Genomic DNA, 24,974 nt, shown 5'->3' with positions numbered 1-24,974 from the left:
TAACAGTCAGATTTAGGAGTTAAATATGGAAAATGCAGTTATTGTCAGTGCAGCTCGTACACCTGTAGGCAGCTTTAATGGTTCGCTGGCCAGTGTAGGTACGGTAGATTTGGGTAAGCTGGTTATTGCTGAAACTTTAAACCGTGCCGGTGTTGAAAGCGGGCTGGTTGATGAAGTAGTGATGGGAAATGTGCTGCAGGCCGGGCTGGGACAGAATCCGGCACGACAGGCAGCCCTGGCAGCCGGACTGGCTGATAGTGTACCAGCATATACTGTTAATAAAGTATGCGGTTCGGGATTAAAAACGGTAGCACTGGCCGCTCAGTCTATTGCTGCGCAGAATGCAGAGGTAGTGATAGCCGGCGGTATGGAAAATATGACGCGGGCACCATATCTGCTGGATAGCCGTGCACGCTGGGGCTATCGTATGGGTAATCAGCAGGTAATTGATACTATGGTACACGACGGGCTGACCTGTGCTACCAATCATTATCATATGGGGATTACTGCTGAAAATATTGCACAGAAATATCAGATCAGCCGGCAGGAACAGGATGAGCTGGCTTTACGTTCTCAACAGCTGGCTGCGCAGGCGGTTGCAGCCGGTGTATTTGATGCAGAAATTGTTCCCGTAACAATTAAGTCACGTAAAGGTGAGACTGTATTTGCGCGTGATGAATATCCGCGGGCAGAGGCAACTGCTGAAGCACTGGCTAAATTGAAACCGGCATTCAGTGCCGATGGAACGGTGACTGCCGGCAACTCATCAGGAATTAATGATGGTGCTGCTGCTGTATTGGTGATGGCGGAAAGCAAAGCAAAAGAACTCGGATTACAGCCTCTGGCACGTATTCGCAGTTATGCCAGTGCTGGTGTCAGTCCTGCACTGATGGGGCTGGGACCTGTACCTGCGACACAGAAAGCTTTGCAGAAGGCCGGTCTGGCTCTGACAGATATTGATCTGGTTGAGGCAAATGAAGCTTTTGCTGCACAATTCCTCGGAGTAGGCCGCGAATTGCATTTTGATATGGATAAGACCAATATCCATGGTGGTGCGATTGCGATTGGTCATCCGATTGGAGCCAGTGGTACACGCATTCTGGTAAGTCTGTTATATGGTATGCAGGCAAAAGATGTTCAGTTCGGGCTGGCTACACTGTGTATCGGCGGCGGTCAGGGTATTGCAATGATTGTTGAGCGTATGTAATACAGTTTAATTTTACTGAATATCCAATTGAAAACAGACTATATATTAAACATATATAGTCTGTTTTTGCTTGAACGAAGAAAGCGCCGTTAAGGCGCTTATAAGTTGTCGGATTAATCATTAAAACATCGTATTATTATTTTCTGCCTGCTCTGGTACATTTTGAATCACATCCCAATGCTCAACTATTTTTCCATCTTTAACTCGGAATATATCAACTACTGCTTTACCAAGATCATCTTCATTGATTTTAGAATGGACATGTAACCATACTATATCGCCCTCCACAGATGAACGAATTATGATGGCACTTGATTGCGGATTTTGTTTAAAGAAATCTTCGAAATAAGTAATCGCAGGTGTTCTACCATCAGCGACATAAGGATTATGTTGTTTATAATCTTCAGCCAGTGTTTTTGTTGCCTCAGCAAGTTGATGTTTATTAAAAAAGTTATTATAAAAATTGATAACTAGTGTACGATTTTCTTCTTCTTGGGCGATATTTCTATGCTTTAAATCTTTTGCAGCGGCAACACCTGTGAAACTCAACAAACAAATACCAATTAAAAAGCTTTTTTTAATTACATTCATACCAACTCCAATTCCTATTTTAATTCAGATAAACTCTATCTATAATGCGTTATTAATCTATAATGCAGACCGCTTGAATGGTCGCAATTAAACTAAATAAAACAATATAGTTATTTATTCGGATAAGAACTGTTGGATAGGCTAATCCGGCCGTGATTATTTCTGCTGCTCTGCTATCATTTGCTGAATATCAGCCTCTGTCAGATTATGTGTCTGATTGGCGAAAGAATAGCATTCCGGTTTGTTATCAATATAAACCTGAAGATTGAAATCCAGGGCGTCAGGCTGGTCAAGTGTCCATGCAGCTATATAGTATTGGTCACTATTTTTTAAGTGATAATACAAATGGGTACCGCACTCTGAGCAAAATCCGCGTTCCGCCCATTCTGATGAATTGTAATTTTTGATGAATTCTGTATTTTCAAACTGAATCTTACCATTATGCATAATCGTCATCAGCGGACCTGCACTCCATTTGCGGCAGGTGCTGCAATGGCAGGCACTCAGTGAGTGGTTATCTGTTTCCAGAGAAAATTTAACTTTGCCGCAAAGACATGAACCTGATTGTTTGCTCATATACTCCCCCTTTATTGCAGATTAAATTATCAAAATTACTTGCCAGTATTGTATTCAGATTGCAGCTATGTAAAGTGCAATGATACAGATAACGCCCACTCCCCAGATACATGAACGGGCAAAAGATTTATCTTTAATGTAACAATAAAAATAACCAAGACGACTGAGAATAAACAATACGCTCCAGAAGTTAATGGTGAACTGGGCAGCGTTATCAGTTGCATGGGCAATAATGACCGCAGCAGCGAAAGGTGCAAATATTTCGTAACCATTTTGCTGTGCAGCATTAGCACGTGCAGCTTTACCCTGAGCTTTAGCCATAAATTCACGGGGCTGATGATTATCATCAGCTTTAAATCCACCACTTTTCTTAGCATAAGATGCTGCAATCCATGGCAGAAGCATGGCTATTAAAACACACCAGTAAGCAAGAGTCATAATGTTGTACCTCAGTAGTTATGTGTGTACTGCAATTAAATAAATTATGTGATGGCGCTGGTTAAGTACGGGCAGTTTTATCCTGTCTGTGACTTTACCCTATGGGTAAATTATAAGATAATTTAAAGTTTTTCAAGCTTTTTGTGATTTATAACTATTTTATCTGTTTGTGATGCGCTGATGTTGTCATTCTTTGGGAGGTACGGAGTGATATAGCAAATTTATCAGCGTTTTTTATTGCGGGAACTCAACCATGTTGTTTAAAAAGTTAGCTGATCAGGATGTGTCTGGCAAGACCGTTGTGATTCGGGTAGACATGAATGTGCCTATTAAAGATGGTGTTATTGTTGATGATACGCGTATTCGTGCTTCTTTAGCTTCGATTCGTTTTTGTTTGCAGCAGGGTGCAGCTGTTGTGGTGCTGACACATCTGGGACGACCGAAAGCCGGCGCTCCAAAACCGGAAGACAGTGTTGCTCCGGTGGCGCAGCGATTAGGAGAATTATTAGGTCAGAATGTCAGTGTGGCAGAAGACTGGCGTGAACACAAACCACAGGTGCAGGCCGGACATGTAATCATGCTGCCTAATGTTCGTCTGAATATCGGCGAGAAGGAAAATGACCATGCTCTGGCTACAGCTTATGCTGCGCTTGGTGATGTCTATGTTAATGATGCTTTTGGTACTGCACATCGTGCAGAAGCATCTACAGCCGCAGTGGCAGAATTTGCACCGCTGGCCTGTGCCGGTATGCTGCTGACAGCCGAACTGGATGCGTTAACTCATGCAGTACAGAATCCGCAGGCTCCGGTAGTGGCTATTGTGGGCGGAAGTAAAGTATCAACTAAACTGACGATTCTGGAAAGTCTGGCCGATAATGTGGATCATTTAATTGTAGGTGGCGGAATTGCCAATACATTTTTACTGGCAAAGGGACTGCCTGTAGGGCAATCGCTGGCTGAAGCTGATCTGGTTGATAGTGCACGGCAGATTATGGCTAAGATAGCTGCTAAGGGCGGTGATATTCCTTTGCCTGTTGATGTGGTGGTAGCCAAACGTTTTGCTGCTGATGCAGCTGCTGAAATTAAAAACGTAGCCGATGTAGCCGAAGACGATATGATCCTGGATATTGGTCCGCAATCAGCACAGAGACTGGCTGAGATGATGAAAGAGGCAAAAACGATTGTCTGGAATGGTCCTGTAGGTGTATTCGAATTTGCTGCATTTGCTCATGGTACTAAGGTGCTGGCAAAGGCAATTGCTGATAGTGATGCTTATTCAATTGCCGGTGGCGGTGATACGCTGGCTGCAATTGCTCAGTTTGGTATTACTGATGATATCAGTTATATCAGTACCGGTGGCGGAGCATTTCTGGAGTTTCTTGAAGGTAAGACTTTACCGGCCGTTGCTGCGCTGACTGCACGAGCCTGATTGCTAATTTTATTTATCGGCATCGTTACGGATGCTTTTTTAGGCGAAATTGCTTAATACCGCAATTTCGCTTTTTTCATGTCTGTTGTTTTTATGATGATTCAATGACATAAGAAGTTAACTTCTTTCAGGCAGAAACATATTTTGTTGTATGTGAATAAAACTCGGATTGTACTGAGATAAGTACATTATTCGGGCATCCCTCCTGTATTAAAAAACTGAGTGTTAATTTTTTGACAATGGCTTATTTAAAGGTTAATAATTTAGTTACTTTGTAAATTTTAATTTATTTATGTTTATTTAAAGTATCTTTTTGTATTTATTAATTTATAAATAACTAATTTTAAATAATTTAAAAATATTGCTGCCTGATAAGTAAAGTTTTATGTACTTTACATGTTGGTTAGCAATATTTATTCACACATTCAGGTTAGGAGTAGTTGATGTCTGGTTCTTCAGGAAGTTGCTGGCGTAATCTGCCACGCTGGCTGCTTGTATTGATATTGCTGGCTGGCGGTCTGGCGCTAGGCTATGGCGGAATTAAGCTATTGATACTGGGCGGTTCCGGCTATTATTTACTGGCTGGTATTGCTTATCTGGTACTTGCGATAATGGTTGGTTTGCGTAAGTCTTATACTGCCTTGTTTTCGCTGGCAGTGTTCGTGGCAACGCTAATCTGGGCATTAACAGATGCAACGGAGTTAACTTATTGGGCTCTGATGCCGCGTCTGGTTATACCTGCACTGTTTCTTATGATGACTTTGTGGTCAGGCAGTGGCTTTCAGGGTGTTTCAGCTTCCGGCCGCCGTTTTTATAATTTTAGCGGTGTTGTTATATTTCTGGCTTTACTGGCCACGCTGATTGCGTCGTTTTATCCGCATGGTCAGATTCGTAATCAGGTTAATATCAGTGAGAATGCTGATGCGGCACATGAAAATGCTCAAAATCCGTCTGACTGGGCATTTTTTGGCAGAAATCAGCGCGGTACCCGCTTTGCGCCGTATACTCAGATAAATCCGGATAATGTGCGTAATCTGCAGGTAGCATGGACATTTCATACTGGCCGCCGTACTTCCGGTAAAGCAATCGGTGTAGACGAAAATACACCATTGCAGATTGGTGACAAACTGTATTCATGCACACCGGAAAATTTGGTATCTGCAATTGATGCGGATACCGGTAAGTTAATCTGGCGCTTTGATCCTAAAGCACGTACTGCGGAGCATGTAACCTGCCGCGGGGTAGGCTATTATGATATGGATAAGGATGATAGCCTGACCAATGCTGAAAAAGCCGCTTATACTCAGTCTGTATGCCGGCGCAGAATTGTTGTATCTACAGTGGATGCACGTCTGTTTACTCTGGATGCAGATAAAGGGACGTTATGTCCGGGTTTTGGTGACAATGGTTATGTGAATCTCAAGGCTTATATGGGGCCGACTGAAAACAGTAAGCGCTATCATCCGACTTCTCTGCCTGTAATGATGGGACATTTAACTGTTGTAGGCGGCTGGGTTCGCGATATTGTTCATGGTGAACCATCTGGTGCGGTACGGGCATTTGATGTACGTGACGGTAAGCTGGTGTGGACATGGGATATTGGTAAACCTGAAGGTCTGGCTAAGCCCGGTCAGAATTACACACTTGAAACACCTAATGTCTGGACTATTCCTACTTATGATAAAGAACTGAATCTGGTTTATTTACCAACCGGCAATGGACCGCCGGATTACTGGGGTGGTGACCGCAATCATATTAAGGAAAAATTCGGGGCAGCAGTAGTTGCTCTGGATGCCAGCACCGGTAAATTACGCTGGGTACGTCAGCTGGTTCACCATGATGTATGGGATTATGATTTGCCTTCTCAGCCTGTACTGTATGATGTTACTAATGATAAAGGCCAGAAAATTCCTGCTCTGATTCAAACTACTAAAACCGGGCAGATTTTTGTAATTGACCGGCGAAACGGGGAATTTGTCACTAAAGTTGTGGAAAGCCCTGTACCTACAGCTCCGGCAGCCGAAGGTGAACATTTGTCTGCTACGCAGCCTGATTCTGTGGGTATGCCCAATATTGGTAATGAGCCGCTGACTGAACGCAGTATGTGGGGTATCACACCGTTTGATCAGTTATATTGCCGTATTCTGTTTAAGAATTCTGTATACAAAGGCCGGTTTACGCCACCGAGTGCACAGCCGTATATTGAATGGCCAAGTCTGCTTGGCGGCATGAACTGGGGTGGTATCTCAATTGATGAATCACGGAATCTGATGTTTGTGAATGATATGCGCATGGCACTGCGTATGCAGTTGGTTACCCGTGAGGAGGCAAAACAGTTCAAGGTTTCTACTGATGAAGTACCGGGATTTATGGGTACGATTCGGCCGCAGGTTGCCGGTATTTATGGCGGTGTGAAAATCGACATTCTGCAATCTCCGCTGGGTGTACCATGTCAGCAGCCGCCATTTGGTACGCTGAGTGCCATTGATTTGAACACCAAGCAGCTAGTATGGCAGGTGCCAATGGGCACAGTTCAGGATACCGGGCCTCTGAATATTAAGACAAAACAGCCAATGCCGATTGGTATGCCTACGCTGGGTGGTCCGACAGCCACTGCCTCCGGTCTGGTATTTTTTGCCGGTACGCAGGATTATTATCTGCGTGCAATAGATGCCAAAACTGGTAAGGAAGTTTGGAAAGCACGCCTGCCAGTGGGTTCGGTTGCTGCTCCGCTGATTTATGTCTCTCCGAAAACCGGTAAGGAGTATGTGGTTATTTCAGCCGGTGGTACCAGCCATTCAAATGATGTTGGTGACTATGTAATTGCTTATGCGTTGCCGGATAAAAAGTAAATCTGACCAGCACTAAAAAACAGCACCTGGGACGGGTGCTGTTTTTTAAAGAATTAATAAAATTGTTTACTAATTAATTTCAATTATATTCATGATTTTACATACTACTATGAAATACTGTTTGTTAAATATGAATGTATTCTTAACTCAAATAACAAGGAGTTGTGTTATGAAAACTTTTATCCGTGTAGTAACGCTTGCTGCTTTGTCTTCAATGAGTATGGGTGCTTTTGCTGCTGCTGGAACAGAACAGCCGCCGACAGCAGTAGTCACTGAAACTGAAACAGTGGTTGTGCATGAGCAGAAACCGGTTTTGGGTCCGGTAAATCCACATTCAATTTTGCCTCAGTTGAATTTAAGTAATCAGCAAAGGGCACTGGTACAGAAAATTGATCATCAGTATGCCAGCCAGCGTCCGCTTATGAGCAATGAAAATCGTCAGATTCTGGCTAATTTGCAACAGGAGCGTAAAAATCTGGTATTAAATAAGCAATTTGATGATGTTAAAGCTAAAAATATGATTGCACAGGAACAGCGTCTTTGGGCTGAACAGCAACAGGCACGTGCTGATTATGATTTTTTACAGTTAAAACGCGAACATGATATCTATCAGATTCTGACTCCGAAACAGCAACAGCAATATTGGCGTTTGCGTCAGCAACAGAAGTTGCTGCACTCCAAAGCGCGATAATTTATTGTTACTGTAGTTCGGTTTTGTGATTTAAAACCCCGCATTGCGGGGTTTTTATTTTTCTTTGATAAGAAATATTTATCAGAATTTAATCTGTGCCCGTGCCCACAGTGTGCGTCCTGGCTCGTTAACTCGGTATTGTTGTACGGAATAGGTATCAAAATCATAAGCAGATTTATTTACTGCTTCGGCATAGGTTTTGTTAAAGACATTGTCGATTCCGATTTGTACCAGCATATTTTTACCGGGTTTCCAGCCGGCATTTAATGCCAGTGTCCCAAAGCCGCTGCTCTGACCTAAGTCCATGCCAACAATGTTGCCCTGATTTTTGGCATAGCGGTGCTGACTAGTAACAACACGCCACAAGGCACCGGCGCTGAAATGCTCGTTTTCCCAGTTGAGGTAAGTACGCCATTCCAGTGGCGGGGTTTGTGCCAGTGGTCGTTTATCACTGCGGTTACTGGCATAGGTATAGGCGAGGCTGCCGCCAAGATTCCAGTGTGGTGCGAACTGCCAGTTGGTTCTGGCTTCGAAGCCATAGCGGCGCGCATCTATCTGACGGGCTGAATTTTTGCTGTTAATGCTTTCAATCAGAATAAAATCATTGATTTGTCCTGCAAAAATATCAATTGAGCTGCTGATGCTGTTACCTTGATAACTTAAACCGGCATCGATTTCATGGTTGGTTTCCTTACGCAATTTTTCGCCGTTGGCTTTACTGCGTTCCCAGTAATCAGGAGCACGCTCGGCAATACCATAGCCGAGATAGCTGGTTAGTTTATTGTTACGGTGTTCCAGACGGATAAAGCCGGCATTCAGTCCCTGATGCTGGTGCAAATACTTTGAGGCAATGGCATTTTTCTGCGGATTAAATAGGGTACTGGTCCAGTCATGACGAAAACCGCCAAAGAGACTGTTATTATCATTTATATTCCATTCACTCTGAATATAGGCACCGTGCCGTTTATAAGTCTGGTTCCAGATAAAGGGCAGTTTGTAATAATTTTCTGCCTGCTGTTTATTGGTACTCATTACCATAGGCCGGGTGCTGACTTCATCATTCTGCCAGTCTGCACCGATTTCACTGTGTGTATTTCCCAGCTCTATTTGTGCTGACAATTTAGCTGATTTTATTTCACGCGAAGGATTCATTACTGAATACATGCGGCGTACCGGCATGGTGGTATGCATACCATTCATATTGGGCATATCCGATGCCATTTTGCTCATACCGGAAGCCATTTTCATCGGTGCAGGAGTACGCAGACTGAAATTATCCATCACATGGTCGATTTTGCTGCGACCATATTCAAACTGTAGCTGACTCAGCCAGTTGGTGATATTTTGCTGGCGCAATTTCATTGACCAGCCATGGCGGTCGAACTGGGTGCCGTCCATGCTGCGGTCGGCATAGCGGGCATGACCGGTGCTGTGTTCATATTGTACAGCCAGCAGGGTGTCAGTAAATGGGGTAAGAGCTGCCTGAGCCATCTGATTATTGCGTTTGAATGCAGAATGAATGGTGTCTCCATTACCGTCTTTGTAATCTTTAGACTCATTGTGACTGGCATTAAGCCGCAGCCAGCCGTACTGATTACCTAGTGTACCGTCGATATAAGCATCACTGCGCCCGAATGATCCTTTTGTAAAGGCACTGTCTAATTTGGCAGTAGGCTGAGATAGTGGTTTTTCATCACGGATAAAACGTACAGAACCGCTAATCATTCCCGGCCCCTGATTAACTGCTTGTGGTCCCTTGGTAATAATGACTCTGTCGTAGCTGGCCGGAAACAGATAGGAGGTGGGCGGGTCCATGCGTCTGGGACAGCCGCCCAGTACAAACTGGTCGTCAGCACTGATCAGCAGGCGTGAACCGCCCAGACCGCGTAGCAGAGGATCACCTGAGCTGCCACCTTTACGTGTGACACTCATTCCTGCAACTGATTTAAGTAAATCAGCACCGTCCTGTGCCGGTAAAGGCTGAAGGGCTGTTTTGGGGTTGATTATTTCAACACCCGGTGTATTTTGTTTTGAAGCGACCACCACTATCGGACTTAATTCTGCTGTATGCGGTTCTGTGTTTTCTGATTGTGGCTGGGCACGAACTGTAGAAATGAGACAGGACAGAGCTAAGAAAAAAAGAGATTTGTCACGATAATGCATGGGAGTGCCTGAATGGCTGAAATAATGTAATTTATTATATCTTAAAAAATATAAATGAATCTTTGAATAAATTTAATTTTTTAACTCAATGTAATTCTATGTATGTTCAGGCGGCTATCCATTGAGATGCAATATAAATAAGCAGACCGATGCAACCGCCAACAAGCGTGCCATTGATACGAATGAACTGTAAATCACGCCCGACACTCAATTCGAGTTTATCAACCATTTGTTTACTGTCCCAGCTTTTGACTTTATCGGCAATGAACTGACTGACGCGATTTTTATACTGGCGAGTGATGAGTTTTGCACACAATGTAATTCGGGTATCCAGACGCTGCATAAATCGCGGGTTTTGCATGGCTTGCTGCTGTATATGGGTAGATAACCGGCCAAGCTGCTGCTGCCACCATGAATTACTCTGGCTGGTATCGTGTTCACTCCATGCCACAAAACTATCCCATAAATCCATTATGCTTTGTTGCAATGCTGTAGAGCGCAGCAGTTGCTGCCGTCCGGCCGCAAGCCATCTGTGCCAGCTCCGGCTGCGACGTAATTTGCGTTCGGTAACGAGAAGCTGTTTTCGGCAGGCGCGCCAGAAAGAATGCTTTGGGTTCGCCAATACCGCATCTATATAGGAGTCTGCCCAATCGAGTGCTTTGCCGGCGACCCAGTCATCAATACGTGCAGTCAGTGTCGTTTTCAGCGAAGCCTTAAATTTATCCCATGTACTTGGATCGCTTTTTTCAATTTTACTTACCCAAGATAACAGACTTTTTTCAAGTTGTGCCCGTGTCTGTTCGTTTTGCAGCCATTGGCGTATTTGTTGCAGTAAAGATCGTATCAGCAGTGTATCAATACCTTGTTTATGGATTAAATGAAGAAAGTTTGCCAGTGTTTTGCCCAGACGGGCACCGCTGTACTGGGTGTTTAGCAGCTGACTGCAAAATCCGGCTACTTCACGGGCACTGGCGGTATTTAACAGCAGCGGAATCTGGCTGGTCAGAACAGGCAGCCATTTTTGCTGATTTTGCGGAGCACATAGCCATTGCAGGGTTCTTCTGGCCGGATGCATACGATAGATGCGTCCGGCAATTGCTTTATCCTGTAAAAAATTATTTTCAATAAAATGTCCGAATTCATTGGCAATTCTTTCCTGTTTCTGAGGCAGAATTGCGGTATGAGGAATAGGCAGACCAAGGGGATGGCGAAACAGGGCAGTAACTGCGAACCAGTCTGCCAGTGCACCTACCATGGCGGCTTCGGTAAATGCTTTAAGATAGACCAGAGCCGGATATTGTTTTTGCAGCAGGCAGCTTAAAACAAATAAAACACAGGCAATAATCAGCAAACTGGTAGCCAGTATTCGCATGCGTCGCAGACGCTGGCGCTGTATCAGACTGGTAATAGTGGCTGTGTTCATAATATCGGTGTGTTTCAGATATCCGGATAAAATTTTTCAGTATATAAGCTTACTGGTTAATTGGTCTTGTTGCCGGTGTGATTTCCTGAATTTACTCAACTGAATAAAAGTATCAATCTTAATAAGGGAGAAATAGCCGGTAGTTAAAGGTTGGTATCGTTAGCTGGATTTGATTTTATAATAAATTTTTTACCCGGACCCTATATTAAATAATACATATTATTTAATATTCCATGAATATTTCATTGATATAACATTGTGCTTTTTAGCTGGTATAAATCATTACTGGAAACTGATTATTCGGGTAATGGTTTTTGGAATGCTTTTACCGACAAAATAATGAGTACGCCAATATAATTTAAAATTATATAGAGCGAATAGTTAATCAGCCATATATTTTCGAATTGCTCTTCGGCTATTGCGCCAGATAATTCGCCTGTTAGTGGATATAAAATAGTGAGTGCCAGTAAATAATAGACCGAGCTGTAAGTTAAATAATTGAATAAATCAGACCATGCAACTTGATTTTTTGGGGTAACACTATCTTTGATAGCGAGAGCAAAGGCCAGTAATATATCAATCCAGTAAAGTATAAAGCACAGAAACATTACTACAGAGAGGATATTAAGTATGTCGCCTTCAAAGTAAGGAATCATTAATCCTCTGCCAATTAAGCTGTTACTGCAAGTCAGCACAAATAAATAAACTGCCGCAAAAATGAGCAACTTTTTAATACTGAATTTACCCGTACTGGCTTTTTGGTCAGTGTTAGTTTTTTTGATGGCTAATGAATTATCGGAAGCAGAAACTGTTCTACGACGTTTAAATGATAAAACCTGACAGATAAGTTTAAATATTAAAATAATAAAAGCACCAATGCTGTTAACAAAGGTATAAATAAAAACAAGGAAATTATTGAAATAAATGAAAACTTGATATGTGATTGATTGTAAATAAATAAAGAAAACACAAATCAGAAAATTACTGATTGAATAACACAATAGTGTAACGGTTGATGGTGTCTTATTCGGACTGTGTTTATCATTAAAGTATGAAGAAAAAATCTGTTTTATTGTTAACCCGAATATCCATATTAATAAAAGACCAAAGAGATATAAGCAGCCATAAATTAAGAGAAATTCAATGTCAGTGTTAAAATAGGGATACCAGAAAGGTGGTCGCAAAAGCGTCCCGAAAAGATAAAGGATAGTTAAATAAATTAACGAAAGCTTCAGGGAGTTTTGTGGGTTAAAAAATTCAATAAATCGATTTTTTTTCAATTTATTCAGCCCCTAGCGATAATCTTAATTTGATTACCTATAATCTCATTAATCCGAATTTTTGTATTAATTGTATTTTTAACAATATGTATCAGACTATCTCAGTAAACTGCAACTTCAAGCCGTTACTTGTGGTTTACGGCGTTTATATTGCCACCACTTGAATCCGTAACCGGCAATGACCGGAATCAGCGCATAAATAATCAGAGCTGTCCAGCTGCCGTACCAGTGTACCAGTGTGGAGGTACTGTTATCATTGTTAAGAATAATCTCGGTAGATGAGTAACAAATAGCGCGCCACCAGCACATAACCAGAAGCCCCAGAAAAACCGGCCAGATTTTGCATGTACGCCCGCGCTGCCATAACAGGAAAAATACCAGCGCCCATATCAATGTCAGGGTAGTAACTAATAAACCCGTATCAGTTGGCAGATGCAGATAGCGACAGATAATAAAGGTGATAACGACCCATATGCCGGCAAGTATGGCCATGATAAATTCTTCGGGCTTGTTGAGCATGTTGTTGCTTCCTTAGCGAAAAATACGGCTGGAATGGTTAATATACCGCAGCTGCTATACTTTGTCATGTTCTACTAGCCATGGTCTGAGACTGGCTGTGTCTATATCCCATTTCCATATGCCATTCTGGTTGTGCGGATTAAGTCCGCGCAGGAAGAGATAACGTACGCTGATACTGGGCGGAAGCTGCCGGCGACTGTGCAGAAATCGTGCACAGGCAATGCTGTAAATGAGTGCCTGAAGGTAGTAATGATGTTTGGCAATAGCCTCGTCCATGTTTTCCCGGTTATAGTCTGACAGACGATTTCCCAAATGGTTGGATTTGTAATCAATAACATATACCTGACCATGCCGGTCTTCGCCTAGAAGATCGATAGCCCCGTTGATAAATCCGTTTACCGTAGCAAAATCCAGCTCCTGTGCTGCCTGAACACAACATTGCGGTAATCCGGATGTGTGGGTAAACCACTGTTGTAAATCTGCGATACTGAAATCGGCAACCCGCAGCATGAAATTCATTTCAGCCACTCGTTGTGCTTTAGGTATGTTTGCAATAATGGTTTGTGGTGACAGCTGGCATTGGCGTACGGTATCAGTAAGCGTCTGCATGGTGGTGCTGTGCCGGCTGTCGAAACCATAACGCGCCAGACAGTCGAGAATATGCTCCTGTTCCGTTGCAGTAGCCGGCAGGCTGAATTCGGTCTGTTCCAGTATGGCATGCAGACAAAGTCCGGCGTTGATACCGCGCTCGAATGCGAGCACAGGTGTTTCCGCTTCTGTATCGGGGCTCAGTGGCTGAGTCTGTACTTCAGCCTGATCCAGCGCAGGTGCTATTTTTTCTTCTTCCGGAGCAGATTCGCGGTGACTGTAATCATGCCGGCTCAGACTGGTGAAGCTGGTATAGCGTATGGATTGAAAAGTCCGTACTGTCGGTGTTAGCGCACGATAAGGTTGTTCGGGTTTTTTACTGATATCAATACAGGCAGGGGCTACATTGCCTTCACACCATTGAAACAGCTCAGGGTTGCCGGCAGCCAGACATTGATGCCATGCAGCACGTAAAGTACTGGGCAGATTGGGCTTATGTGTTTCCTGCCAGAATTGGCGGGATTCTTTCAGGGTATTGTCCGGCTGTCCGTCCAGTAGCCATGCCATGGGGTTACTGGCGGTATTGTTGCAGGCGGCAGTGTACAGTATCAATTGTTCGCGTGCCCGGGTAAAGGCTACATAATACAGACGCAAACGTTCGGCCATACTTTCGCATTCCAGCTCATCCCGGTCGCTGTCGCTGAGCAAACTATTGGCAATCAGTTCCACTTTATCCTGATGATGCAGACGTTGCCAGTGTTCCTGATTATTAATGGTCTCTTTACCATCCCATGCAAACGGACAGAATACCACCGGATATTCCAGCCCTTTGGAAGCATGCATGGTCACAATTTTAACCAGTGCTTCATCACTTTCCAGTCGCAGCAAACTACTTTCACCTGCTGACCGTTCGTTGCTGATGGCACTGGTCAGCCAGTTCAGCAGGGCGTTGGCCGTCGGCAGAGTTTGTTCAGCAGCAGCCAGTAATTCGGCCAGTTGCCACAGATTGGTCAGGCTGCGCTCATTGCGCTGCGTAAGTAGTCTGATTTCCATGCCGGTCTGGCCGGCAAACCACTGTATGGCAGGATAAATACCATACTGCTGCCATTGTTCGCGGGTTTGCAGTGCCAGCTGTATCCATTCGCTCAGTGTATTTTCATTCCGGTTCAGTTCTGCCAGCTGTGCTGCTGTCCAGCCGAACAGTACACCGCCAAGGATAAAGCGTAATGTTTCGGTGCGCTGCGGTTGCAGCCAGAAACGTAACAGAGCCTCGACAGCTTGTGCCTCAGTGCTGGAAAAAACTGAATGGTTACCAAGAGAGACGCTCATGATGCCGCAGCGTTTCAATGCGCCGGCAATCATGCGACCTTCATTATGTGAATGCACCAATACGGCAATATCGCCAGCCTGTAACGGCCGGTTACTCAGTAGCAGTTCTCCGCGCATACCCTGATTAATCATGCCGGCAATTTCATAGGCACAGTATTCGGCCGAACGTGTCCGCAGACTGTCTTTATTCGGGATAATTTCCGCCCCCTTATCGCTGACATCTATTTTTTCATGCAGCCAGCGCACCACTACCGCCGGTATAACAGTATTGCTGTGACTGTAATGCAGACGGTTATTTTCAGCCTGTGCCTGTACCTGCGGATAGCTGATACCCTCAAGAATAAAAGGCAGCTTTTTGCCGCTGAACAGGCGGCCAATGGCCTGTACCAGTGCCTGATGGCTGCGGTAATTGGTGGTCAGGGTATAGCGCTGCTGTGGCGGGGTATCGGCAGCGGCGCGCAGATAGGCGTGAATATCAGCACCACGAAAACGGTAAATAGCCTGTTTCGGGTCACCCACCATAATAAGCGGGCGGTTTTGTTCGGCAAACGCAGTTTTGAAAATTCGGTACTGCAACGGATCAGTATCCTGACATTCGTCTACCAGTGCAATCTGCCATGTTTGTGCCAGTGCTGCGGCCAGTGTTTCAGACATGGGATTATCCGCAGACAGTGCCAGCCCCAGATCTGCCAGTAAATCGTCAAAGCTGCGCTGATGGCTGTTGCGCCGGTGCTGATTAAGACACTGGCGCACGTAGTTAAAACAGTCCAGCTGTAATTGCAGTGATATGCTGTCTTCCGCAATCAGCATGGCAGTAACAGCTTCTGCCAGTTCGACCAGTGGGGCAATGTTAGCTATCAGCTCATTATTGAGTGTTTGATTTTTTTTGGTGTTTTCCTGTAGCTGGGATGAAGCCAGTTTGGCACATTTTTCCAGTACAGAAGATGAAAAAGTATGGCAGTTTACTTCGCTTTCCATTACCTGCTGCAGGTCGGTGAAAAGCTGCTGATAACTTTTCTGGCGGTAAATATTGCCATTTAGTTGCTGATGTAACTGCCAGAATGAATCCTGAATAAGGCTGAAATGTGTACATACGCTCTGCCATGCCTGTTGCCAGCAGTTATTTATGCCGGCTATATCCGCAACAGGCGGTTGGCGTACCTGTAAATCTACCATGCCGCAGTGCCGTCCCATTTCCTGCATAAGCCGGGCAGGGGTAAGTTTGTAAGCGACGGCCAGAATGGCCATGCTGCTGTTATTGCTTACCTGCTGCCGCCAGAAGTCTTCGGCAAACCGGCACAGCATTTCCGGATCAGTTTCAATAGTTTCCGTATCAAATGGTGTCTGGCATAAAAAGGCATAATCAGTGAGTACGCGCTGGCAGAATCCGTGAATGGTGTAAACGGCTGCACGGTCAAACTGGGTAATGGCCGCCTGCAGACGGAGAATCAGGCTGGAATCATCATCCTGACTGCGGGCACAGTCAATCAGCTGTTGCAGTACCGGGTCATTCTGTTCCGCAGGCAGATTATTTTGTAACAGAGCCAGAGCCTGATTAAGGCGGGTACGCAGACGGGTTTTCAGCTCCGCTGTAGCTGCTTTGGTAAAAGTGACCACCAGAATAGCGTCAACCGGCATGCGTTCCAGTAACACCAGCCGTGCAAACAGGGCGGCAATGTTAAAGGTTTTCCCGGTACCGGCAGAAGCTTCAATCAGGCTGCTGCCGTTTAAGGGCATGGTAATCGGATTTAATGCTTGGCTCATTATAATTTATCAGCGGTTTCCAACGCTGCTGTCATGGGCAGCAGTAATTCTTCAATCAGTTGCCAGAACAGAGGGGTGTCAATCGGCAGTTCTTCATCGCGGCCAAATACCTGAGCTACTTCAGGATAGTCGGCCTGCGGTTTTCCGTTATGGCTGTCTGCATAGACTTTAAACGCGGTACTGCGTTCTTCAGCACCATATTCAGGTGCACGGTTTTTCTTTTGCCGGTTACGATACCACTTAAGGGCAGTGGTAAGGCTGGTTTTCGGAAAAAAGGGCAGTGGCCGGCTTTGTCCTAGCCGGTAATACTCAAGCCATAAAGCCAGTTGTGCTTGCGCATCAATCAGGCTCATTGCTGCCAGCATGCGCGGTTTGGCCGGATAAAGCTCATATGTGTCCTGTGCACCTTCGCTTTCAGTAGCGCAGAGGAGTAAATGGCGCAGATATAACTCAATATTATCCGGTGCTGTCGGGGCGTGATTCCGTTCAATCAGCTGCCCGCACTGATGTAAACGGCTGATGTTGCCACTTAGCTGTAACTGTTCGTGTTCAAAAATAAAGGCAATATCGGCGACAGCGGGACTGAACAGTATGCTGCTGTCCAGAGCCAGTGTCTGATTGCGTAAAACCTGGCTGACAATCACGCCCAGCTCGCCTTCAGGCACCAGTCCGCTTACTGCCAGTGCTGCATCTACCTCAGCAAAATCCAGATGCTGCCGGCGTGCACGGGTATAGGCAGTATAAATCGATGCACTGTTTTCAATTGCAAACGGTTCTGCTGCACTGACTGGTGTTTCCTGATAGGGTGCCTGCCATTGTAACTGCTGCTGAAGCCAGTGACGTACCGGATTACGCCAGAACCGGATAAAGGATTCAATATCAACTTCCTGATTCTGTTTTTCCGGTTCAGTTATTTTTGCATAAAATGGCGCAGGCTTATCTGTATTCTGATTCAGTGCCGTGGCGTAATCACTGCGGCAGCTGACTAAATCGCCGTTAAAATAGCGATAGGAAAAGGGTTGTAACGGGTGTCTGATGATATGCTGCTGATTAAATACCAGCGGATTACAGCCGGTCATGGCGGCCAGAACATCGGTCAGCTCATAAAGCAGAGCAGAGGGGGCCAGTTCTTCGTTTTTGCGAATATCTTTACCGATATACGACAAATACAGTTTTTCGCGCGCACTTAAAATAGATTCAAGAAACAGATAGCGGTCATCGTTGCGACGGGCACGATCGCCGCGGCGCGGATGCTGTGCAATCAGGTCGAAAGCAGCAGATTTGGTAGTACGGGGAAATTCGCCGTCATTCAGACCGAGCAGACAGATACAGCGAAAGGGCAGGCTGCGCATCGGTACCATGCTGCAAAAGGTAATCCCGCCGCGCAGAAATCCGGCCTGACGGGTAGTGGATAAATACTTCTGCAAATGCTCGATTGCAATGGCCGGTTCAATGGTCAGATTAAATTGTGCCAGTGCTGCCTGCGCCTGCCATTCAGCCAGACTGGTTTCCAGTTGCTGCATGGCATGTCCGGACAGAGAATCAGTATCGGCTAAATCCCGCAGAAGTTGTCGTGTACGCGCAATCCATTCGGGAATAGTAGCTGCTTTTTGCCAGCAGCTATGATGTTTAATCAGACAGTCTATTAACTGTTGTGCGCGTGCCAGAATTTCAGTCTGGCCTATATCACCGAACCACGGAAGCTGTTGCTGCCACAGTGCCGTATATTTATTTTCCGGCAGCAGCCAGCCGAGTACCGTACGTTCACGCGCCTGCTGCCAGGTAAAGTGCTTACCCTGTCCGCCATATTCATGACGCATATCTGCATCCACGCCCCAGCGTACCCCTTGTTCGCTCCAGACACGGTGAATCAGTTCTGCATCGCTGTCGTTTAAGTCAAAACGTGCGCGCAGAGCAGATTCATCCAGCAAAGGCAGCACAGTTTCAATATCAAACCGGCTCTGCATCAGTTGCAGCAGTTTTTCGAATAATTGCAGTAGGGGTTCATGCAGGCTGATTTTAACGTCGGCGATGTTGTAATGCAGAGCAGGCGTGTCGCCCTGCGTTTGTCCGAATACTGCGTGGATAAAAGGCAGATAAGGCCCAATATGTGGTGTAAGTACCGCAATATCCTGCGGCTGCCAGTGCGGATGTGCGGCCAGGTCCTGAATCAGCTGCTCTTTGAGAATTTGCAGTTCACGCAGGCAGGAATGCGCCGCTACAATCTGAATGGAATTATCATATTCCTGCAGCCGGTACGGTGGTTCAGACTGTTTCGGATGTTGCAGGCACTGGATATCGTTTTGCAGCCGGTGTAACAGAGTATCTGCCACTTCATCACACTGAGCATAGACAGAAGGCATATACACTACTTCGCCCAGATCATTGAGCGCATCAAAAAAATCCCGCCCCTGTTTGCCCAGACTGGCCAGTAAAGGATGGCCAACCACACTCAGGTCAGTTTCCTGACTATTGAGCAGCATATCTGCTGAGAGAACATTGCCCCAGTACTCAGCACACGGGTTTACCGCAAATATATGCACATCAGTATATTGTGCTATTACCTGTAATGCATGCAGATAAACCGGTGCCAGTGTGGCAATACCGAATACGAATATCTGCCCGGGTAAATGTTCAGAACCAAGTTTGCTCAGAAATTCCTGCATTAAGCCGGCACGGTGTGGTAAATCTGATTCATTATTCAGCCAGCGCCATAGCTCTGCCTGCCATTGCTCATCTTCACCCAGATTCGCAGATTTGTTTTCCTGCCAATTATTTATCCAATCATTGCGATAGATTAAATATTGGTCAAACATATCAGCAAGTTTTCCGGCTAGATGGTAAGGTGCCTGAGTACTGCTATCAAGATAAGAATGTAGTGCGGTAGCAGTTTGGCATAATTGGGGTTGTCTGAACGCAGGGCTATGAAACAATCCCAGTAAGCGCCAGCGCAATACTTCTGACTGAAACGGGTTAAGCGCTGGTGTTTGCGGTAATACCTGATGAGTTAATTGCCAGATGTAGCTGGCCGGCAGACTGAAATGCAGATTAGCGGCAATACCGTGCTCCTGAGCCAGATAGTGATTCAGATAGCGGCGCATACCCTGACTCTGTACCACGATTTCTGTTGCAGCCCATGCTGACTGTGGTGAGGTATGCTGATATACGCTGGCAAACAAAGCAGCTAAATCAGATAGTTGATTGGATTGATAAACATACAGCATAACAGCATCCGGCACCAGTTAAGGTTGTTATTATAGCTGTGCCGGAGCTGCTTGAGCGATTTGTCAAACATGATTTTGCGCCTTTAGCTGTTTTTATTGCGTTGACACAAAAGTATATTTACAGAATTTAAACTAAAAAATTTTAATAAAAAATAGTTAATACTGGTCAAAAGCTGGAAAAAATTGGAAAATAGGTAATTAAGTACTCTGCCATAATTAAAATACTGGCAATATAAAGAAGGATATCACAGTGAGATTTGATGGCGTCATTGATGAGTTAGCGGCAACTAAAGGTGTCATGGCGTGTGCTGTCGTGGATTATGAAAGCGGAATGTTTATAGACGGGGTTAGTCCGTCAGGCATGGATCTTGACATTCTGTCCGCCGGCAATACCGAAATTGTGCGTTCAGAAATAAAGGCTATTGAGCGTCTTTATGGTCTGGACAACAATGAAGATGCTATAGACGATATTCTTATCAGCCTGCATAAACAATATTATTTATTGCGGCCGATGAAGAATGTTCAAGGTGTGTTTATGTTTATGGTACTCGACCGCAAAACAGCCAATCTGGCACTGGCACGGCGCGCTTTGAAAGTGGCTGATCGTCATTATCAGGATTGAAACACACTTAAACAGAAAAAGTATGAACTGTTAACTCTCTGTGCAACAGCCTCTTTGCAAGCAAAGAGGCTGTTAATTTATTGTGCTTTTTGTACTTGTTTGTCATACCAGCTTAACAATTCTGATGCCGGTACATAGCCAATCAGTGGCTGGCTGCGATAGCCGTTTCTGTGTACAACAAATAATCCCGGAGGTCCGTACAGACCATAGCGTTGCATCATTCTGCGTTGTGCCGGCGTATTATTGGTTACATCAATCTGCAAAAAACGCTTTTCTTCAATTACCCGTCTGACTGAAGCTTTACTTAAAGTAAATGCGGTCATTTCCTTGCAGGATATACACCAGTCTGCATAAAAATCTACCAGTACCGGCTTATTCGGATCTTCATCAAACAACTCTTGCATAGCCTGACGCAATTGTTCCGGCTTATCGAAATAACGACCGAAATGCTGACCGTTTGGCGGTGTTAAAGTAAGAAAACGATGTAAAGGCGTCACACAGTTCATTATGCTGGCAGAAACAAAACCAATCCCGCAAGCCAGAAACAGTATACCGATAATCGCATTAAACCAGCGCTGACGTGCTGATGAATGATACCACTGCCAGCCTAAATAGATTGCCGGTATCAGCATCAGCAAAGTATAAATAGTGACTACCAGATAGTAATTCAGAAACGGAGTGGCAATATAGGTAGCTGCACCCAGCAGCATCAGACCGAACAGATATTTGACACCAATCATCCACTTACCGGCACGGGGCAGAATATGCACACCGAATACAGAAATCAGAATCAGCGGAATGCCCGTACCCAGCGCCATAACATACAGAGCCATGCCGCCCAGAGCAGCATCCCCGCTCTGCGCAATATAACCCAGTGCAAAAGCCAGAGGTGGTGCGACACAGGGACCGACAATCAGCGCTGACAATGCCCCCATTATCAGCACAGAGAGCAAATGTCCGCCATGAAAGCGGCCGCTGACCCGCTGAAAAAACGTCTGCCAGCGTGCCGGCAACTGAATACTGTATAAATCAAACATTGATAAAGCCAGTATCACCAGTATGGCTGCGGCAGCGAGCACTACTGCAGGCTGTTGCAGCCATCCGGTCAGAAACGCACCGGTACGGGCAGTAACAATACCAACAATAGTATAGGTAAAAGCGAGCCCCTGTACATAAACAAATGATAGGATAAATGCCCGCAATTTAGTGGTTTTCCGGCGGGTACCCATGACGATGGCTGATACTATCGGCAGCAGCGGATACATGCATGCTGTCAGACTCAATCCCATACCGGCAATAAAAAATGTCATTAAATTGGTAATCAGTGTTGCGCGGGAAAGCTGAAACAGACTGTCACCGCCTGAGCTGCCTGACCACTCCGGTGGCGGAGCTTTAACCGGAGGATCAGTAAAAGTATCCTGCGGGACTGGCTGAATATGCGTTGATTGTGGCGTAATACGATATTTGCCGGTACGGCTGATGGTAAATGTATTTTCTACCGGCGGATAACAGATTCCTGCATCTGCACAGCCCTGATAAGATAAAGTTAACTGATACGGAACAGTCTGTGCATCTGATCTATAGTGCCAGACTGCGTCTGCATAATTATAGTAAACCTGCTGGGTGCCAAAAAACTCATCGTGCTTTTGCTGTCCCTGCCGGATAAATTGTTCTTCACCAAAGATATCTGCCGGTTCAGTAGTAATCTGAATTTTATTCCGGTACAGGTAATAGCCGTCGGCAATAACAAAATGTACACGAATATCCTGATTATGAACAATCAGTTCCGGTACAAAAGCCTGTTCCGGCGGTAATAATTTTTTATTGTCCGCAGCCAGCACTGCACTATTCAGCCCCGGCAGCAATACCAGCAGCATAAACATCAGTTTTAACAGGGAAGTCATACAGACACGAGAACGGGTAGGATTGTGATACATAAAAAATGGTCACTGTAACCAGTGTAATTTCAACCTGAACAATCAACAAAGAAAATGACTACCGGCAGAACCGAAGGGTAGTCATTATCTCCCCTTAAGTGCTTTCTGATTTCGTTTACCAGATAAAGCTAAGTCTGCAAACAATCAGTTTACGGGTATTGTATCAGTGCATAGGCAGAATGGTTATGAATAGATTCAAAATTTTCACTTTCTACAGTAAAAGACTGAATACGTGTATCAGTTTTTAGCGCGGTAGCAACATCACGAACCATATCTTCAACAAATTTGGGGTTATCATAAGCATATTCAGTAACATACTTTTCATCCGGCCGTTTCAGCAAACCGTATAACTGACATGAACCCTGTTGTTCTACCAGATCAATAATTTCTTCAACAGCAATTGATTCAGTGCATACCAGCGTAACAGTGACATGTGAACGCTGATTATGCGCCCCGTAAGCAGAAATTTCCTTACTGCACGGACACAGGCTGGTAACCGGAATAATGATCTGTAATGTTTGCTGATAAATACCAGCCTGAATTTCGCCACTGAGTACCACTTCATAATCCAGTAGGCTGGAAATGCCGCTTACCGGAGCCTGCTTTTGCCGGAAAAAAGGAAAGCGCATACTGATTTTACCAGCCGTTGCCTGAAGTTTTTCTAACATGGCGGCAGTCAGCTGCCGCAGTACAGCAAAATCAATACTGTCATGCTGTGTCTGCATTAACTCAATAAAGCGTGACATATGTGTGCCTTTCTGTTCGGCCGGCAGTGACACAGTCATGGTTAAATCAGCAACAGTATGTTGTTTACCTGCAGCACAAATAATACTCAGCGGCAGGCGTAAGCCTTTCACACCAACCTGATTGATTGGCATATTGCGTTTATCAACACTGCTTTGCACGTCGGCAATAGTGTCCATTCTGATACTTTTCCTTGCAAAACAAATCTGAATCCAGCCGGCGCAGTATAGTGAAACCACAGAAACTGCCGGCATATAAGGCATAAAATTATACTGTATGCCTTAATTCCGAGCAAATCAGTCGGGATTAGTGTAAAAGAAACAGCATGCTGCCTGATAACCAGAGTGCGTGCTAAACTAGCAGCCTCAGTATTAATGCCGTTACCCGTATAAACAGCTGTCTGAACAGCAAAACCAGTAATCAAACGGAGAAAATATGAAATTTGCCACACAGACCATCCATTCCAGTTATCAGCCGGAAGAGCATAACCGTGCCCTAATGCCGCCTATTTATCAGAACAGCATGTTCGCCATGAATGAAATCGGCGAAAATATTCCGTTCCGTTATGCGCGTATTTCCAATCCGACACGGCAAGTACTTGAAGACACAGTCGCCGAGCTGGAAAATGGCTGTGCCGGTTTTGCCTATGGCAGTGGTATGGCCGGAATCGATGCTGTGTGGCGTACTTTTCTGCGGCCGGGTGATACCATTGTTGCGGTAGCCGATATTTATGGCGGAGCTTATGATTTATTAACCGAAGTATATGCCCAGTGGGGTGTTAACGTTATTTTTGCCGATCTTACCAATCCGGATAATCTGGACCGGATACTGGCACAGACCAAAGTAAAAATGGTATGGCTGGAAACCCCGAGTAATCCGCTGCTGCGTCTGGTAGACATCGCCGAACTGTCTGCTAAAGCCAAAGCTGCCGGTGCCATTGTCGGTATGGATAATACTTTTGCGACACCCTACGTACAGAATCCGCTGAATCTGGGTGTGGATATCGTCTTTCATTCCGCAACCAAATACCTGTGCGGACATTCAGATGTGCTGATGGGTATTGTTGTGGTAAAAGATCCTGCACATGCAAAATTATTACGTGCCTTAAGTATTAATACCGGCGGCGTGGCCGGTCCGATGGACTGTGCACTGGTATTACGCGGTATCAAAACACTGGTTGTACGTATGGACCGGCATTTATCCAATGCGGCTGAGCTGGCCAGACGCTTGCAGCAGCACCCTGCGGTAGAAAAAGTATTTTATCCGGGTCTGGCGGAACATGAACACCATGATATCGCCTGTAAACAGATGCAGCATGGTTTTGGCGGAGTGGTCTCCATTTATTTACGTCAGAACAGTCGCGAAGCAGCCAATAGTGTGATAAAAAATCTGCGCATGATTCGGATGGCGGCCAGCCTTGGCGGCGTCGAAAGCCTGATTAATCACAGTGCCAGCCAGTCGCATAGCGGCATGAGTAAAGAAGTTAAAGAATCACTGGGCATCCGTGAAGGCCTGCTGCGTATTTCAGCCGGTATCGAAGATATTGAAGATATCTGGGATGATATCAATCATGCACTCAATACCTTGATTTAACCTG

Annotated in this window: 17 protein-coding genes; 6 read left to right on the top strand and 11 right to left on the bottom strand. The window is 45.2% G+C overall.

Annotated features, from left to right (window positions below; all coding sequences use genetic code 11):
- Positions 1–25 precede the first annotated feature (25 nt).
- Positions 26–1,207 carry an acetyl-CoA C-acetyltransferase gene (locus H3U73_RS07490; protein ID WP_037475498.1) on the top strand — a complete coding sequence of 394 codons (1,182 nt, stop codon included), beginning with the start codon at positions 26–28 and terminating at the stop codon, positions 1,205–1,207.
- Between the two features lie 120 nt (positions 1,208–1,327).
- Here H3U73_RS07490 and H3U73_RS07485 read toward each other — a convergent pair whose 3' ends face one another.
- The 3 genes from H3U73_RS07485 to H3U73_RS07475 all read right to left on the bottom strand — a co-directional run bounded on the left by H3U73_RS07485 (position 1,328) and on the right by H3U73_RS07475 (position 2,812).
- A complete protein-coding gene (locus H3U73_RS07485) occupies positions 1,328–1,798 on the bottom strand; it encodes an ester cyclase (RefSeq protein WP_084550728.1) in 471 nt (156 codons plus the stop codon).
- 156 nt (positions 1,799–1,954) lie between these two features.
- Positions 1,955–2,374: a GFA family protein gene (locus H3U73_RS07480; RefSeq protein ID WP_025329979.1), complete on the bottom strand. Its 420-nt coding sequence runs from the start codon at positions 2,372–2,374 to the stop codon at positions 1,955–1,957.
- Positions 2,375–2,428: 54 nt separating this feature from the next.
- Entirely contained in the window at positions 2,429–2,812 is a 384-nt protein-coding gene (locus H3U73_RS07475; RefSeq protein ID WP_025329980.1) for an MAPEG family protein, read from the bottom strand.
- 253 nt (positions 2,813–3,065) lie between these two features.
- Between H3U73_RS07475 and H3U73_RS07470 the strand changes: the two genes are divergently transcribed.
- From H3U73_RS07470 to H3U73_RS07460, 3 genes are all read left to right on the top strand, one after another.
- Entirely contained in the window at positions 3,066–4,241 is a 1,176-nt protein-coding gene (locus tag H3U73_RS07470) for a phosphoglycerate kinase (RefSeq protein ID WP_198190297.1), read from the top strand.
- A 443-nt stretch (positions 4,242–4,684) separates the two neighbouring features.
- Positions 4,685–7,093 carry a membrane-bound PQQ-dependent dehydrogenase, glucose/quinate/shikimate family gene (locus tag H3U73_RS07465; protein WP_084550734.1) on the top strand — a complete coding sequence of 803 codons (2,409 nt, stop codon included), beginning with the start codon at positions 4,685–4,687 and terminating at the stop codon, positions 7,091–7,093.
- A 169-nt stretch (positions 7,094–7,262) separates the two neighbouring features.
- The gene (locus H3U73_RS07460; protein ID WP_025329983.1) at positions 7,263–7,784 is read left to right on the top strand and encodes a Spy/CpxP family protein refolding chaperone; all 522 of its coding nucleotides are present in this window, start codon (positions 7,263–7,265) and stop codon (positions 7,782–7,784) included.
- An 81-nt stretch (positions 7,785–7,865) separates the two neighbouring features.
- Here H3U73_RS07460 and H3U73_RS07455 read toward each other — a convergent pair whose 3' ends face one another.
- The 6 genes from H3U73_RS07455 to recC form a co-directional block, all read right to left on the bottom strand.
- Complete coding sequence (locus tag H3U73_RS07455) at positions 7,866–9,947, bottom strand: TonB-dependent copper receptor (protein WP_198190296.1); 2,082 nt, start codon at positions 9,945–9,947, stop codon at positions 7,866–7,868.
- Positions 9,948–10,053: 106 nt separating this feature from the next.
- Entirely contained in the window at positions 10,054–11,370 is a 1,317-nt protein-coding gene (locus H3U73_RS07450; RefSeq protein ID WP_084550740.1) for a DUF445 domain-containing protein, read from the bottom strand.
- A 296-nt stretch (positions 11,371–11,666) separates the two neighbouring features.
- Positions 11,667–12,650 (bottom strand): hypothetical protein, encoded by a 984-nt coding sequence (locus tag H3U73_RS07445; RefSeq protein ID WP_144363184.1) that lies wholly within the window; start codon positions 12,648–12,650, stop codon positions 11,667–11,669.
- Between the two features lie 117 nt (positions 12,651–12,767).
- The gene (locus H3U73_RS07440; protein WP_037393914.1) at positions 12,768–13,169 is read right to left on the bottom strand and encodes a hypothetical protein; all 402 of its coding nucleotides are present in this window, start codon (positions 13,167–13,169) and stop codon (positions 12,768–12,770) included.
- A 54-nt stretch (positions 13,170–13,223) separates the two neighbouring features.
- Complete coding sequence (gene recB / locus H3U73_RS07435) at positions 13,224–16,850, bottom strand: exodeoxyribonuclease V subunit beta (RefSeq protein WP_198190295.1); 3,627 nt, start codon at positions 16,848–16,850, stop codon at positions 13,224–13,226.
- Entirely contained in the window at positions 16,850–20,074 is a 3,225-nt protein-coding gene (gene recC / locus H3U73_RS07430; protein WP_198190294.1) for an exodeoxyribonuclease V subunit gamma, read from the bottom strand. The genes recB and recC overlap by 1 nt, the downstream gene beginning before the upstream one ends.
- 250 nt (positions 20,075–20,324) lie before the next feature.
- Here recC and H3U73_RS07425 point away from each other — a divergent pair, with 250 nt between their 5' ends.
- A complete protein-coding gene (locus H3U73_RS07425) occupies positions 20,325–20,696 on the top strand; it encodes a hypothetical protein (RefSeq protein WP_370570145.1) in 372 nt (123 codons plus the stop codon).
- 77 nt (positions 20,697–20,773) lie between these two features.
- Here H3U73_RS07425 and dsbD read toward each other — a convergent pair whose 3' ends face one another.
- Together dsbD and folE2 are read right to left on the bottom strand one after the other, a co-directional pair.
- Positions 20,774–22,633, bottom strand: coding sequence for a protein-disulfide reductase DsbD (gene dsbD / locus H3U73_RS07420; protein WP_232336211.1), 1,860 nt, complete (start codon positions 22,631–22,633; stop codon positions 20,774–20,776).
- Positions 22,634–22,782: 149 nt separating this feature from the next.
- Positions 22,783–23,556 carry a GTP cyclohydrolase FolE2 gene (folE2, locus tag H3U73_RS07415; protein ID WP_084550769.1) on the bottom strand — a complete coding sequence of 258 codons (774 nt, stop codon included), beginning with the start codon at positions 23,554–23,556 and terminating at the stop codon, positions 22,783–22,785.
- Positions 23,557–23,812: 256 nt separating this feature from the next.
- On the opposite strand from folE2, the gene H3U73_RS07410 reads away from it, so the two are divergent.
- Positions 23,813–24,970 (top strand): PLP-dependent aspartate aminotransferase family protein, encoded by a 1,158-nt coding sequence (locus tag H3U73_RS07410; RefSeq protein WP_025329993.1) that lies wholly within the window; start codon positions 23,813–23,815, stop codon positions 24,968–24,970.
- Positions 24,971–24,974: the final 4 nt, after the last annotated feature.

Origin of the sequence: Snodgrassella sp. W8124, assembly GCF_016100875.1 — a bacterium.
GTDB lineage: Bacteria > Pseudomonadota > Gammaproteobacteria > Burkholderiales > Neisseriaceae > Snodgrassella > Snodgrassella alvi.
This window is presented reverse-complemented; position numbering and strand designations above follow the sequence as displayed.